At 34.2% G+C, this 14,341-nt stretch carries 14 protein-coding genes; 8 read left to right on the forward strand and 6 right to left on the reverse strand.

From position 1 onward, the window contains the following. Window positions 1–43 precede the first annotated feature (43 nt). The 4 genes from PGC14_RS01100 (at window position 44) to PGC14_RS01115 (ending at window position 3,152) form a co-directional block, all read left to right on the forward strand. Window positions 44–862, forward strand: a complete 819-nt coding sequence (locus PGC14_RS01100) for a GNAT family N-acetyltransferase (protein ID WP_271629307.1) — start codon at window positions 44–46, stop codon at window positions 860–862. A 320-nt stretch (window positions 863–1,182) separates the two neighbouring features. Next, window positions 1,183–1,962 carry a hypothetical protein gene (locus PGC14_RS01105; protein ID WP_271629308.1) on the forward strand — a complete coding sequence of 260 codons (780 nt, stop codon included), beginning with the start codon at window positions 1,183–1,185 and terminating at the stop codon, window positions 1,960–1,962. A gap of 180 nt (window positions 1,963–2,142) precedes the next feature. Continuing rightward, window positions 2,143–2,319, forward strand: a complete 177-nt coding sequence (locus PGC14_RS01110) for a hypothetical protein (protein ID WP_271629309.1) — start codon at window positions 2,143–2,145, stop codon at window positions 2,317–2,319. Window positions 2,320–2,417: 98 nt separating this feature from the next. Beyond that, complete coding sequence (locus tag PGC14_RS01115) at window positions 2,418–3,152, forward strand: SIMPL domain-containing protein (RefSeq protein ID WP_271629310.1); 735 nt, start codon at window positions 2,418–2,420, stop codon at window positions 3,150–3,152. A 47-nt stretch (window positions 3,153–3,199) separates the two neighbouring features. Here the strand turns inward: PGC14_RS01115 and hydF are convergent, their stop codons facing one another. The 6 genes from hydF to PGC14_RS01145 form a co-directional block, all read right to left on the reverse strand. Next, on the reverse strand, window positions 3,200–4,411 hold the full coding sequence (hydF, locus tag PGC14_RS01120) for a [FeFe] hydrogenase H-cluster maturation GTPase HydF (protein WP_271629847.1): 1,212 nt from the start codon (window positions 4,409–4,411) through the stop codon (window positions 3,200–3,202). A gap of 27 nt (window positions 4,412–4,438) precedes the next feature. Beyond that, the gene (locus tag PGC14_RS01125) at window positions 4,439–5,824 is read right to left on the reverse strand and encodes an aspartate ammonia-lyase (RefSeq protein WP_039764130.1); all 1,386 of its coding nucleotides are present in this window, start codon (window positions 5,822–5,824) and stop codon (window positions 4,439–4,441) included. Between the two features lie 151 nt (window positions 5,825–5,975). After that, the gene (locus tag PGC14_RS01130; RefSeq protein WP_039764128.1) at window positions 5,976–6,470 is read right to left on the reverse strand and encodes a ferritin-like domain-containing protein; all 495 of its coding nucleotides are present in this window, start codon (window positions 6,468–6,470) and stop codon (window positions 5,976–5,978) included. Window positions 6,471–6,647: 177 nt separating this feature from the next. Further along, window positions 6,648–7,148, reverse strand: a complete 501-nt coding sequence (locus tag PGC14_RS01135) for a GNAT family N-acetyltransferase (RefSeq protein WP_039764127.1) — start codon at window positions 7,146–7,148, stop codon at window positions 6,648–6,650. Window positions 7,149–7,808: 660 nt separating this feature from the next. Beyond that, window positions 7,809–8,600: a hypothetical protein gene (locus PGC14_RS01140; RefSeq protein WP_039764126.1), complete on the reverse strand. Its 792-nt coding sequence runs from the start codon at window positions 8,598–8,600 to the stop codon at window positions 7,809–7,811. A 30-nt stretch (window positions 8,601–8,630) separates the two neighbouring features. After that, window positions 8,631–9,698 (reverse strand): amidase domain-containing protein, encoded by a 1,068-nt coding sequence (locus PGC14_RS01145; protein WP_039764124.1) that lies wholly within the window; start codon window positions 9,696–9,698, stop codon window positions 8,631–8,633. A 340-nt stretch (window positions 9,699–10,038) separates the two neighbouring features. Here PGC14_RS01145 and PGC14_RS01150 point away from each other — a divergent pair, with 340 nt between their 5' ends. From PGC14_RS01150 to ilvB, 4 genes are all read left to right on the forward strand, one after another. Then, the gene (locus PGC14_RS01150) at window positions 10,039–10,854 is read left to right on the forward strand and encodes an amidohydrolase family protein (protein WP_271629311.1); all 816 of its coding nucleotides are present in this window, start codon (window positions 10,039–10,041) and stop codon (window positions 10,852–10,854) included. A gap of 54 nt (window positions 10,855–10,908) precedes the next feature. Beyond that, window positions 10,909–11,697: an MBL fold metallo-hydrolase gene (locus PGC14_RS01155; protein ID WP_271629312.1), complete on the forward strand. Its 789-nt coding sequence runs from the start codon at window positions 10,909–10,911 to the stop codon at window positions 11,695–11,697. A 26-nt stretch (window positions 11,698–11,723) separates the two neighbouring features. Continuing rightward, a complete protein-coding gene (locus PGC14_RS01160; RefSeq protein ID WP_011916691.1) occupies window positions 11,724–12,530 on the forward strand; it encodes an SDR family NAD(P)-dependent oxidoreductase in 807 nt (268 codons plus the stop codon). A gap of 162 nt (window positions 12,531–12,692) precedes the next feature. Next, the gene (gene ilvB, locus PGC14_RS01165) at window positions 12,693–14,300 is read left to right on the forward strand and encodes a biosynthetic-type acetolactate synthase large subunit (protein WP_271629313.1); all 1,608 of its coding nucleotides are present in this window, start codon (window positions 12,693–12,695) and stop codon (window positions 14,298–14,300) included. Window positions 14,301–14,341: the final 41 nt, after the last annotated feature.

A 14,341-nucleotide genomic window follows, 5' to 3' on the forward strand; every position in this document is an offset into this window, starting at 1 on the left:
AATTTGGTAGTATAATTGTAAAAAAGCAGGAAAGTGTGGTTCTATGATAAGGAAACTTTCAAATGCTGATTTTAAAACTCTTATGGATTTTGTCCGAAAGGAAAAAGAGTGGAATATATTTATAATTGGCGATATCTTGAGTTTTGGTTTTGACTCACCGGTTGTTGAGGTTTGGGGAGAATTTGACATTATCTCTGGGAATTTAAAAGCAGTTCTTCTTCGCTATCGCAGAGATTTGATTTTCTATTCAGATTCTGACAGCTGGGACATTGACTCATTTTGCAATATTATACTTACAACAAGGTGCAAAGTTTTTTCTGGCAAAAAGGATGTTATTATGCCGTTTTTGAAAGCACTGAATGTGCTTAATAAAAGAGAGCAGCTTTTTATGAAGCTTGACAGCAGTGTAGATAAGAATAAATTAGAACTTTCTCAGGAAGAATTTGAAAAGGTCAGGGTAATAAATAAGGACAATTTAGAAGAAAACCTTGACAAGCTTGAACTGATAGTATACCTATATCAATCTATAGAAGAATTTTTAAATCCCTCAACGTTTGAACAGCTAAGGCAGGATGTTTTGATGGGAAGAAGCAGGATATATTATATAGAAGAAGATGGGATGGTTGTATCATCTGCACGAACGAGTGCGGAAATTGCAGACATGGCAATGGTTTTAAGTGTTTGCACAATGCACGAGTATCGTTCAAGAGGATATGCTACTATGTGCATGAAAAGACTTTGCAGTGATTTAATAAAAGAGGGTAAATCGCTTTGTTTGTTTTGTGATAACCCTAAAGCTGCTAATATATACAGAAAGATTGGCTTTCAGCAGATTGGTACATGGGTAACATTGGGATTGTAAAGTATCTGTTTTAGTCAATCTTAACCACCTGTGAATAGGCAGGTGGTTTTTTTATTTTTTAAATTTTGGGTTGTAATTATATAGATTTGGTGATATAATATAACAAAGTAAAAAAAGAGGAATGATGTTTAAATGACAAAAATATTACACACATTCTCGCAACTTTAATGATAATGTTTTACATCATAATGTCTTCATGTTTTGGCACAGACGAGAAGTAGATTTATGTTTTTAAAGCTTTTTTAAAATTAAGGGTTAAATCTTTGATTATTTACTTTTAAAGTTCAAAATTAAGTAAGAAAAAAAGGAGTGATATTCGTATGAAAAAATTATTATTTATATCGAAATCAATTAGATTATTTTTATGTTTTTGTCTATCTATATTGTTACTTATAAATGTTATATCCGTAAGAGCTCAAGAACAGGACAAATTTTTAGAAGATGAAATTTTACGAGCTTCAGGAATGCCACAAGACGAAATCGATGCATTAGATAATGATATAAAGAAATTTATAGTTAATGATTTAAAAAATAATGCAAATTTATCAGATTTGAAATACATTGATATATCAGATTCTTTATCTCCTTCTGTACCAAAAGAGATAAGACCACTTGTTAATCAGGTATTTTATGATATTAAATTTTATGTAAGTGCGTTTAAATCTGGTGATGTAATATACATCTATCCAACGTATGAATTCACTGAAGACCACCAACCAAAAGGTAAAGATAGTTTTTCATTCCAGTTAGGTGATGCTATGAGGCCCTATGAATATGGTGGTCAAATATGGTATAAAGACTATACAATGTCAGATTGGGCGCTTGGAGGTAGTTTGGTTGCTAATAATCAGGGATTTAATGGTGCTGAATATTCGGGTGCTCAATTAGGTTCACCTGATTGGCCTATGAAAATGAAAGGATGTGCTTATTGTCATGCGCAAGTTGGTACGGGCTCTGATAAAAGAATAATAATGAGTTATATGCATAATCCAAAAGGTGAGCCATATTCTATATCTTTTTCAGTTAGAGGCTTGGGTATAACATATAATTCATCTGCTACAATTTACACTAACGCTAGCACATTTGTTCTTTCATATTAATGATGCATAATATATTAGATAATACAAAACGTGTGCATATTTTTGTAACATCTTTATGTTTTACGCGAAATCAAAACTGATTCAGCTTTGAAATCTGCTATTACAGTTGAACGACTTTATTTTTTATTATTAAAGTTACTAAAATATAAGCTCAAATTTTTGTTTTAATGGAGGTTAAAAATGAAAGATTATAGACTCATGCTGTTAGGAATTGCAATTATTCTATTTGGAATTGCTTACGAAGTAACGTTAATTGGTCATGATCCAGCAGAATTTTTGCGATTTATAGTAAAAACATTTAAATTTATAGGCATTATTGTTACAGTAATTGGTTATTTTGAAGCAGAAAAAAAATAATCGAGCAGATAGTTGCTTTATTTTTATAAAATTTTGATTGTAGCCTCAGGAATTTAATGATATAATGTAATAAAGTGAAAAAAATGGAGGTCAAAATTTTGAGTAATAAAAATGTTACCTATGTTTTGGTTGCTTTAATTATAGGGATTTCTTTTACAATCTCTTCTTACTTTTTATCAAACGGCCTTATAAATTTAAGGGCAGAAAGAAAGGTCATTACAGTAACAGGTTCTGCAAAAAAACAGCTCAGGTCTGACCTTGTCAAGTGGACAGGGATGTATTCTGTGCAGGCAAAAGATTTAAAAGAAGCTTACAGACTTTTAGAAGAAAGTCAAAAGAAGGTGAAAGATTATTTCCTTTCAAAAGGTTTATCAGAAAAAGATTTAATATTTTCTTCAATTTCAACTCAAACAATATACGAGATGCTTCCAAATGGAATATATTCAACAAAAGTTGATAGCTACAAACTTTCGCAAAGCATTCAGATTACATCAAAAGATGTAGACAAGATTACAGATCTTTCTCGAAAGTCAACAGAGCTTATAAACTCCGGTGTTCAGTTTGAGTCTATGCCACCTCAGTATTATTATACAAAGCTTGCAGATTTGAAAATCCAGATGCTTTCTTTAGCGACAGAAGATGCTGTAAGAAGAGCAAAACAGATTGCAAAGAGTACAGGAAGTAGCGTTGAAAGATTAAAATCTGCTTCTATGGGTGTTTTCCAGATAACTCCGCTTTATTCAACTGAAGTTAGTGACTATGGAATAAATGATACAACATCAATAGATAAAGAAATAACTGCAGTTGTGAACTGTGAGTTTATAATAAAATAAGTGGCAAAAAGCCCCTTCCAGTTTCCTGGGAAAGTTGGAAGGGGTTTTTAATATTCAAACTCAATCCCAAACGGCTTTAATGCTCTTGGCAAAATCCCGTGAACATATGCAATCATTAGACCATAGTTTGTTATTGGCACACCCTGTTTTTTAGCAAGTTCTATTCTATAGAGCATCTCTCTTCGTGTTATCATGCACCCACCACAGTGGATTATAAGCTTGTACTTTGTAAGGTCTTTTGGATAATTGTAGCCTGATACCCACTCAAAGTTTATATCAAATCCAGCTATCTGGCGAAGCCATCTTGGAATTTTAACAGTTCCAATATCATCTGATTGCCTGTGGTGTGTACATGCCTCAGCAATCAAAACTGTATCCCCAGGTTTTAAATCTTTAATTTTCCTGACTCCCTCAACAAACTCCACCAAATCCCCTTTGTATCTTGCAAACAAAATTGAAAAAGATGTAAGAGGAACATCAGGTGGTGTGTCTGCGTCAACCTTTAAAAAAGCTTGCGAGTCGGTGATTACAATTGCAGGTTTTTTACCAAGATTTTCGATAGTTTCTTTAAGCTCGTATTCCTTTGTCACAATTGCAATTGCATCAGAATCCAGAATATCTCTTATTGTCTGCTGCTGAGGCAAAATAAGTCTTCCTTTTGGGGCTGCCTTGTCAATCGGCACAACTAAAACTACAAAGTCACCGAGGTTTATCAAATCTCCTACTATTCGCAAATCCTCTCCAACATCTGGTGCAAGCTTTGAAAGTGAACTTTTTAGCTCATCAATTCCTTTTAAAGTAGCACATGACACAGCTAAAAATGGCATTCCCAAGCTTGTTTGCAAAAAAGAAAGTTTTTCTTTATAATTTGGGTCTTTGTCAATCTTATTCAAAACACCAATTCTTGGCACTTTTTTCTCATCAAATAGTTTTACAAGCTGCTTTTCATACGTCAAATCATCAATGTCAGATACCACTAAAATAGCAATATCTGTTTTGTTCAAAACCTCCAGTGTCTTTTCAACCCTGAGCTTGCCAAGGATTCCTTCATCGTCAATTCCTGCTGTGTCAATCAAAACAACAGGCCCGAGCGGCAAAATCTCCATTGATTTATAGACAGGGTCGGTAGTAGTTCCTGGCATGTCAGACACAATCGCAATTGGCTGGTTTGTTATAGCATTGATTAAACTTGACTTGCCTGCGTTTCTCTTGCCAAATATAGCTATGTGAAGCCTTTCACTGCGCGGTGTTGTGTTCATCTTAAAGTCAGTCCTTTCCATAATATTTCATTCTTTAAACTTTATAAACTCAAAAGGATTCAAAAGTTCTTGTGCTTCTTTTTCATCCATAATACTTAGCTCTTTGACAACATCAATTATTTGCTTGTTCTCAATAATTGCCTTTTTTGCAATTTCTGCCGCCTTGTCGTATCCAATCTTGTCTATTAAGCTTGCTGCAATAGCAGGAGTCTTTTTTGCATACTCTAAACATTTTTCTTTGTTTACTGTTATACCATCTATACACTGCTGCCTGAAAATTTTAATACCATTTTTGAGAATTTTAAGACTTTCAAGAAGATTGTTTGCTATCAGAGGTAAAAAAGCATTCAGCTCAAGCTGACCAGCCTGCGCTGCTAAAGTTATTGCAAAGTCGTTTGCCATCACCTGAAAAGCTATTGTGTTTATAAGTTCAGGGATTACGGGGTTTACCTTTCCTGGCATAATGCTTGAACCTGCCTGAACAGCTGGCAGGTTTATCTCATTAAAGCCCGTGTTTGGGCCAGAGGAAAGAAGACGAAGGTCATTTGCAATCTTTGAGAGATTTACTGCCAAGGCTTTCAAAAGCCCAGAGCATTCAACAAAAACGTCTGCGTTCTGTGTTGCGTCCATAAGATAGTCTGAACGAGCCAAGCCGATTTTGGTTAAAGTTCTTAATATTTCTATCACCTTGAAAATGTATTTCAAAGGTGCGTTTACTCCTGTGCCAACAGCAGTTGCACCAAGATTGACCACTCTGAGCCGCTCTTCAACCTTGTATAGTCTCCATCTGTCGCGTGAGATGGCTTGGGCATATGCACCAAACTCCTGACCAAGTGTTACTGGCAGGGCATCCTGCAGCTGAGTTCTTCCTGCTTTTATTACATCTTCAAATTCATGTTCTTTTTTCTGAAGGCTTTTTTGAAGCTCTGCTATTTCCTCTGAAAGCTCTCTTACATTCCATATAGTGGCAATTCGCAGGGCTGTAGGGTATACATCATTTGTTGACTGTGACATATTGACATGGTTGATTGGATGAATTATGTCATACTCACCCGGTTTTCTTCCAATGTGAATTAAGGCTACGTTTGCAATAACTTCGTTTACATTCATATTTGTAGATGTTCCCGCACCGCCCTGGAATCTGTCTACAATGAACTGGTCATCATATTTTCCAGCCAGAATTTCGTCACATGCAAAGACAATAGCATCTTTGATTTTTTCATCCAAAAGACCAACTTCATAATTTGCAATTGCACACGCTTTTTTGACCATGACAAGCGCTTTTATTAAATCTTTGTCAACGCTCTTTCCAGAAACATTGAAATTAGCAAAAGCGCGTTTTGTGTGAATTCCATAAAGCTCAAGGTCAGAAAGCTCAATACTACCCAAAAAATCCTTTTCTATCCTTCCCATAGCGCGGTTTATCTCCTTTTAAAAGCAACCAAGATTGTTTTATTTTTATCAATTATTATACCACACAAACAAAAAAGCTGCCGAAGAAGTTTTGCCTTCGGCAGCATACCAAGTAATGATATTTAACTTGTAATAACACTTGACTTACAATTTAGAACAAATCAAGATCTTCCCACTCCTTTTTCATAAGACTGTGGTATCTATCTTTGAAAAACTTCTCATGTTCCTCTTCCCACTTGGCAAGATGTAGAAGCAAACCTTTTACATTGCCATCTTCAACTTTTTCAGCAGCGTGTTTATAAAATGCTGCAAAATCGCTTTCAATCAGGTATGCAAGCCTTAAAATTGTAAGGTCTGAAAAGTCAGTATCCAAAATTTTGGAGTTATCAACTAATATATGCGGGTCTACCATTTTGTTCTGGTCATCTACAACCCATGAAATTGAAATTGGTGGTTCTTGGCTGCCCAGACTTTTTAGAATATTCTCAAGATACTTATAATGTTCTTGCTCAATCTTTACAAACTCTTCAAAAAGTTTCTTTAGATTTTCATCCTGCAGGCTATTTGCGTAGAAAGAATAAAAGTCTTGCGCATTTTTCTCCATCTTCATTCCAAACTTCAATATGTTCTCAATCTTTTTGCTCATCATAAGGTCTCTCCTTTTAATAAGATTTTTTTCTCAAAGATATTTATACCCAAAAGCTTGTATTAAAAACTTAAAATAAATCATATCGAAAAATATAAATGATTCAAAAGGCTATTTTCTGTTCCTATCCTATAGGCCTTTTTAAATTCTTTATCTTCTTTATTTGACAGGCTAATATTATAATTTAATAGAATACCTTAATTCTCTCAAATTTACCCCTGCAATATTAATTATTCTTACTTTATTATCACTTCTAAACCCATACCTTTCATAAAAATTCAAAGCTCTCGTATTGCCTTCTAAAACCCAAAGGTGACAGTAATCAAAATTTTGCTTTTTCAATCTATTTAAAGCAAAATTCATTAATTCATAACCTTGCCTGGTTGACCAATATGCTGGTAAAACATATATAGATATGATCTCTCCATATCCAGCTTCTCCATCACGCGATTTGCCAAAACAAACACATCCAGTATCAGTTTCTCCATTATTTATTATCGCCGCTTCATGCAATTTATTAGATAACGCATCGGTAAATGGCTTGATCCACTTATCTTCCGAAATCCCATTTAGATATTCTTGCGGTATCAAACCTTTATAAGCTTCTTTCCACGTTAAAGCGTGTATTCTACTCATAATAGCTACATCTTCAATTTTAGCTAACCTTATATAACTCAATTATTCTCCCCCCATTATTCAAGTATTTATATCTGCTATTCATAATTTAAGCAGAAACCTTTTTTACATTGTATTTTGTTCACAATCTGATATAAGTACTGTTCTACTTCTGCACCGTATGGCACATACAATTAAATAAACTTCAGAAAGCCGAAAACACCAAAGAACTTTTAGCAAAGACAAAAACCAATTTTTATTTTTTCTGCACATAATTTTTTGCTGCTACATAAAAAGTTTTTCCTTTAATGTTTCTTTCTTCTGTACTTTTGGATAACTTAACCTATAGATGCCATGGCAATATAGAATGCTATAAAGTTGTACTTTGTGCTTTTATAGTTTTTAGTCCCTTAGAACTTAGTAAATCACCCCTCGACTCTTTGATATATTTGAAAATAGAATAGGAAGAACAAAGTTGTTGAATTAGAAGGTAAAAGTTTTAGACGATGAAATCACCTCTCAAGTTAATTATTTACTTTAATATTAGTAAAAAAAGAAAAAAGCAATAGTCGGATTATACAAAATTATGGCTCTGATATTGTTAATATTGTTAGAGAAAAGTATCGGAGAAGGATAGTGATGAAGGAAGATAAAGCAAAAGGCTATCCGATCAAACTTTTGGATAGCCTTTGAGGTTATTTATGATTTATTTCAAATTAAAGACTATTCAATAATTCCATTTTGTCTTGCCCATTTATCAAGTTGTTCTGCTATTTCTTGTTTCTTTTGTTCTAATATCTTTTGGTATTCTTCTCGTTCTTTTTCTATCTGCTCTTCTGTTATGTTATTTTGCTTTGCTATTTCTTTACCTTCAGGAGTTAAAAAGAGCAAACTCTTTTTAAAATCTGGATCAATCATATAAATATCTTTTCTTGCTTTATGTTCAATAGCTATTGTTCGAAATTCTTTCCAAATATTTTGCCAATCATAAGGTTTTTTGATTAACTCTCTGAGGAATTTTTCGTAATAGTAAATAGCAACTTTATCAATTTTATATTGAGCATACTCTTCAATATTATATAAGTTGTTTTGATTTTCCTTTAAATATTCTTCGTAACTTTTTTTATATGTTTGCTTTGTTTCGTAATCAAGATATGCATACCTATCCTTCATACTAAGACAGTAAGACATTATAAGTCTGTAAAGATTCTTGGGTTTCTTGTCTAAAAAGTATTTTTCAAAATCAATAGGTGAAATTTCGGAAGGTATTTTATAATTTATCATAAAATTGTCTGATTTTAGAAGAATATCAAAATCTTTTTTAAGGTTTTCATCTACAATTTGAGTTTGTTCACCATTACTATCTTTATTTTTTTCAATATCTGCATACGCAATATTTGAATTATTCAAAGAAATATTTTTATTGTTTGAAAAATAAAATTTTGCGCTTGCAATTGACAACGAAAGTAAAAATACTAATAGCAGAAATATTAATGTTCTATTTTTTCTGTTCATTATTATCACCCTTTCAATCTCAGTAAGATTTTAGTTATTGCTTACTTTGTAAAGAATAACCCAATTCGCCTTTGAAAGTCCATTAAGATACGAATATAGGCTAACATTGTACTTATTTTCTGAATGCTGAGCAACTAATACATCATAGATACCATTTGCACTAGTTTTATCATGAACGATCTGAGAATGATAAGAAGCATCACGACCATAAGTAGAACTATAAGCGTTTATATGCTGAACTATATCGCCTTCTTTTAAGAAATCATAAACTTCAGTTTTGAAGTTTTCAAGAGCATACCAAACAGGCAAAATTTTAATCTGGTAAGAACGTTTTCTACCATATCCATTAGAGTTACCCCAGTGTCTTCTGAATTCTTCAGCACCAGTCCAAGAAGTTGATCTATTTGTTGATGTGTTGTAGAACCAGTAATCTGTATTAGATTCTATACCTGATGTTGCTGATTTAATCATAGGCATAGAACCAGCATAAAGAACCTGTGATGCGAAGTTTGTGCAATCCCCGCCGTAATTTGAGAAATCAGCGTATGCTGGGTTTGGGTTTTCTGCATATTTCAGAGCATAACTTCTTGCAGCGCTTCTATTGTAGTTAGTATTTGTAGAGTTTGAGTTAGTATAGTTAGATTTTAAAACTTGTAAACTATAATAATTTGAACCGGAATGACCGTAAGAGCTTGAGACTAAAATATAATAGTAGCCACTGCTTGGAACAGAGTAGCTAATAAATTCGTTTTTGCCAGTTGGGTTGGTTGAAGAAGTAATCAGCTGTTGTGAAGAATTATAAAGATAGATGTTGTAGTTTACATTCGGATGAGCGTTTATAAAATTAATAGCAACAGAATCACCAGAGTTAAAGTATATTTTAAAATAATCTTTATCTTGAGAAGGATTGGTAGATTGATAAATAGTACCATATATTAAGTCACCACAGGAAATACTGTTAGCAGTAGAGAAAGAGTTATTGTTTTCTGATTCATAAATAACAGCAGCAGATGCAAAATCATTGTACCATAGAATTAGTAAAAAAGCAATAAAAGGAGTTAGAATTTTGACAAAGAATTTATGGGAAAATTTTTTCATAAGTAAATCACCCCTCGACTCTTTGGTATATTTGAAAATAGAATAAGAAGAATAAAGTTGTTGAATTAGAAGGCAAAAGTTTTAGATAATGAAATCACCACTTAAGTTAATTATTTACTTTAATATTAGCAAAAAAAAGCAAAAAACAATTAGCATTTTAAATAAAGTTTTAGATGAAGACAAAAAGAAATTTTGTGAATAACTAATAAGGAAACTATGGTAAAATATTAAAACTAGAGATAAGTTTTAAAAAATTTTTTGCTCCAGCCACCTGAAAATGAAAAATACTTGCAATAATCAAATGAAAAATTTAGAAAAGAAAAAAGGAGAGTAGGAGAGTATGATTATAGACTTTCACACCCACTGTTTTCCAGATGAACTTGCACCAAGAGCAATGTCAAAGCTTTCACAAAATTCTGGTATGCCATATTATCACAACGGTACTTTGTCAGGTCTGAAAGACTCTGCTAAAAAAGCTGGAATTGACATGTGCGTGGTTCTGCCCATTGCAACAAAACCTCAGCAAACAAGAACAATAAACAGATGGGCCTTGTCGGTAATGGAAGAGAACAAGGACATAATTTGTTTTGGCACAGTTCATCCTGAGTTTGATGAGTGGAAAGAAGAGATAAGGTGGTTAAAAGAAAACGGGTTTGCTGGAATAAAATTTCACCCTGATTATCAGGATTTTTTTGTAGATGATAAAAAGATGTACCCCATTTATGATGCTATTGCAAAAAACGATATGATTATACTTTTTCACAGCGGAGTTGACCCGGCTTTTATGCCACCTTACCATTGTACACCAAAAAAGCTTCATAAGGTCCTAAAAGATTTTTCGGGTGCAAAGATTGTTGCAGCGCATATGGGTGGATATAGGTTTTTTGGTGAGACGCTTGAGTGCTTGATAGGTGAAGATGTGTATCTTGATACATCCTTTTTCTTTGGTGAAGTTGATATACAAAATCCAGAAGAAATTTTCAGGAAACACGGCATAGAGAAGATTTTGTTTGCAACAGACTCTCCCTGGAAAGACCAAAAAAGAGAAGTTGAGTATGTTAATAGCTTAAGACTTTCTGAAGAAGAAAAGGAAAAGATTTTTTGGAAGAATGCACAGCAGCTACTTGGATTCAAAATTGTCCATAGGGCAAACTAAGATGTTTTGTGTATAGATTAGTAAAAGGCAATTAGAAAGAGAGGTTTTTAAAAATTGAGAGCCAAAATACTTGTCAATAACTGGACGTTCAAAGGCGGGTATTTAGCAGAGCATGGTCTTTCAATTTTGGTTATAAAAGATGACAAAAAGATTTTGTTTGACTGTGGGCAGACAAATGCCATCGTGAAAAACATTGAGAAGATGGGTGTGGGCTTTGATTTTGATGCTGTGGTCCTTAGCCATGCCCATTATGACCACACAGGTGGACTTAAATTTCTTATTGAAAGAACAGATTGTAATATTTGGGTGCACAATGGATTTTTTGAGAAAAAGTTTGCCAATAGAGAAGGGGAGTACAAATTTATAGGTGAAAATTTTGAAAGGTTTGACATGGCAAGGTTTAAGATTGTCAATGAAGATGTCTATGAGATATTTGATGGTATTTTTGTGGTGAATGTTACCTCGGGTAAAGAATATAGTGAGTTTTATATTCTCAAAGATGGTCGGTTTCAAAGCGATTTGTTTTTAGAAGAACAATCTCTTGTAGTTAAAGAAGATAACAAACTTATACTTATTGTTGGTTGCGGTCATAATGGAATTGAGAATATTATAGAAAAAGTGGAAGAATGCTTTTCTCAGAGCATCTTTGCAGTTATCGGTGGATTTCATTTGAAGAATTTTCAAAGAGATGATTTGCAAATGCTTTGTGAGTTTTTCAGGGAAAAGAGAATCTATAAACTTGTACCTCTTCACTGCTCTGGGACAGAAGCATTAATTCATTTTGGTAATAAAATGGCAAATAAGCTAAAAGTTTGTGGTGTGGGAGATGTGATTGAAATATAAACATTTTAAAAAGGTGGCAGTAGCGCATGAGAAAAGATTTCTGGGAAGATAAGATAGTTATTATTACAGGGGTAACGTCTGGTCTGGGGAAGGAAATGACAAAGATTTTACTTAAAAAAGGTGCAAAGGTTGTTGCCATTTCAAGGTCAAAAGAGTCTTTAAAAGGGCTTCAGAATGAGCTCATTAGTTTTTCGAAAAATCTCTTTTTGATAAAGGCTGACGTGAGCTTCAGAAAAGATTGTGAAGATGCATTTAAGATCATAAAAGATAAGCTAAAAACGGCAGATTTCTTAATTAACAACGCAGGAGTTGGCTTGAGATGTGAAGTGGAAGAAATAGAGGATCTTGATCTTAAAAGGGTATTTGATACTAACTTTTTTGGTGCATTTTACATGATGAAGTATGGAATAGCCTTTTTCAAAGAACTAGGAGGAGGCACAATTGTAAATATTTGTTCACTTGGTGTGAAAAGACCTGTGCCATTTACAGGTGGATACACAGCATCAAAGGCAGCACTTTCAACCATAGCTGATGTTGCAAGAATGGAGCTTAAAAAATATAACATAAATATTTTAAATGCATATCCAGGTTCTATTTTAACAAGCTTTAGAAAAAAAGCTTTAGGAAAGCCATATCCAGAAGATGAAGTCCGGCTTTCAAGGCTTTCGCCGGATGTTGCTGCAAGAAGAATTATCAGAGGTATAGAGAAAAGCAGAAAAGAGATCTACACATCTAAAAAAGACTATATATTTGTGCTTTTTACCCGCCTTTTTCCACACATTTCAGATTTTATCGTTGAAAAGGCATTTGAAAAGAGGTTAAAAGGATTATAATTGCCTTAACACCTAAATTCCTTGACATGAATAAAAATACGTGCTAAAATATTTCAAAATTTAATTTTGAAAAAATAGCAAGAAGCCATTGTAAAAGCAATTGTCCGACAAACTCGAGTAGCACGGTCGGACTTTTCATATATAAAGGGTGGGATTTGGTTGATGGCGAAGATGACGGTAGCACGGGCAATGGTAGAGGTTTTAAAAAGCGAAGGTGTAGAGATTATATTTGGCATTCCAGGTGCGGCAATCTATCCATTTTATGATGCGCTCTATAGCTCTGATATAAAGCATGTCTTAGTACGCACAGAACAGGCAGCAGTTCATGAGGCAAGTGGATATGCGCGCACAACTGGCAAGGTAGGTGTGTGCGTTGCAACCTCTGGGCCTGGTGCTACAAATCTTATAACTGGCATTGCAACTGCATATATGGATTCAGTTCCTATTGTGGCTATCACAGGTCAGGTAAATTCAAGTTTAATTGGAAAAGATGTGTTTCAAGAAGTGGATATAACAGGGGCAACAGCTCCGTTTACCAAGCATAACTATCTTGTAAAAGACCCTAAAAAAATTGTAAGGATTTTAAAAGAAGCATTCTATATAGCCTCAACAGGAAGACGTGGGCCTGTTTTGATAGATGTTCCTATAGATGTTCAGATGCAGGAGATTGAATTTGAAATTCCGAAAGAAATTGATATTCCTGGCTACAAGCCAAAAGAAAAAGGGCATCCTCTGCAGATAAAAAGAGCAGTAGAAGCAATAGAAAGCTCAAAAAGACCTGTTGTATGCAGCGGTGGTGGAGTTATTGCATCAGGTGCATCACAAGAGCTGCAAATTTTGATAGAAAAACAGAAAATCCCTGTGATTTCAACCCTAATGGGAATTGGTTCTATTCCAACAGACCATCCTTATTATCTTGGCATGATAGGTTCACATGGTCAGAAAGAGGCAAATTTAGCGCTCAGACAAGCAGACCTTTTAATTGTGATAGGTGCGCGGCTTGCAGACAGGGCGCTGGGTGATACAAAAGTTACTGACAATATGAAGATTATTCATATAGACATTGATCCTGCTGAGATAGGAAAAAATGTTGATACAAATGTGCCAATTGTTGGCGATGCAAAACAGGTGCTTTCAGAGATTAATAAGAGAATTTCAGAAAGAAAAGATTTTTGGGCTCATGAGATTAAAGCGCAAAAGAAAGTTCTTCCAGATGATGACAAGCTTCATCCTTATGATGTGCTAAGAGAAATTTCAAGGGCATACAATGGAGATTATATAATCACAACAGATGTTGGTCAGCACCAGATTTGGGCAGCTCATAATCTATATATCAAAGAACCAGGAACCTTTATAACTTCGGGTGGACTTGGTACAATGGGATATGGCGTCCCTGCTGCAATTGGCGCAAAGTTTGGAAGACCCGATAAGGAGGTAATTAGCATCACCGGCGATGGAAGTTTTCAGATGCTTTTGCAGGAACTTGCAACAATAAAAAGAGAGCAGGTGCCCATTAAAATTGTCCTTTTCAACAATACAAGGCTTGGAATGGTATACGAACTTCAGAAAAAAAGATGCACAGGCAGGTTTATTGCAACATGCTTGGATGGCAATCCTGACTTTATGATATTGGCAAAGGCCTATGGAATTGAGAGTATGAGGCTTGAGAGTAAGGAAAAGTTAAAAGAGGCTATTGAGATTATGAAAAGCCACAAGGGTCCGTTTTTGCTTGAAGTTGTGACAAGTCCTGACGAGCCAACTATACCTTAAGGGTTTAATTGAGCTTACTAAAACTTTTGGTGATAGGGGGA

The sequence above is a fragment of the Caldicellulosiruptor sp. DIB 104C genome (assembly GCF_028198085.1).
Lineage (GTDB): Bacteria > Bacillota > Thermoanaerobacteria > Caldicellulosiruptorales > Caldicellulosiruptoraceae > Caldicellulosiruptor > Caldicellulosiruptor saccharolyticus.

Bases quoted from the DNA above. Each gene is read 5' to 3' on its own strand.
- PGC14_RS01140 (WP_039764126.1), bottom strand. From the start codon at position 8,600: ATGAACAGAAAAAATAGAACATTAATATTTCTGCTATTAGTATTTTTA.
- PGC14_RS01100 (WP_271629307.1), top strand. From the start codon at position 44: ATGATAAGGAAACTTTCAAATGCTGATTTTAAAACTCTTATGGATTTT.
- PGC14_RS01125 (WP_039764130.1), bottom strand. From the start codon at position 5,824: ATGGGAAGGATAGAAAAGGATTTTTTGGGTAGTATTGAGCTTTCTGAC.
- PGC14_RS01105 (WP_271629308.1), top strand. From the start codon at position 1,183: ATGAAAAAATTATTATTTATATCGAAATCAATTAGATTATTTTTATGT.
- PGC14_RS01145 (WP_039764124.1), bottom strand. From the start codon at position 9,698: ATGAAAAAATTTTCCCATAAATTCTTTGTCAAAATTCTAACTCCTTTT.
- PGC14_RS01110 (WP_271629309.1), top strand. From the start codon at position 2,143: ATGAAAGATTATAGACTCATGCTGTTAGGAATTGCAATTATTCTATTT.
- ilvB (WP_271629313.1), top strand. From the start codon at position 12,693: ATGGCGAAGATGACGGTAGCACGGGCAATGGTAGAGGTTTTAAAAAGC.
- hydF (WP_271629847.1), bottom strand. From the start codon at position 4,411: ATGAACACAACACCGCGCAGTGAAAGGCTTCACATAGCTATATTTGGC.
- PGC14_RS01130 (WP_039764128.1), bottom strand. From the start codon at position 6,470: ATGAGCAAAAAGATTGAGAACATATTGAAGTTTGGAATGAAGATGGAG.
- PGC14_RS01150 (WP_271629311.1), top strand. From the start codon at position 10,039: ATGATTATAGACTTTCACACCCACTGTTTTCCAGATGAACTTGCACCA.
- PGC14_RS01160 (WP_011916691.1), top strand. From the start codon at position 11,724: ATGAGAAAAGATTTCTGGGAAGATAAGATAGTTATTATTACAGGGGTA.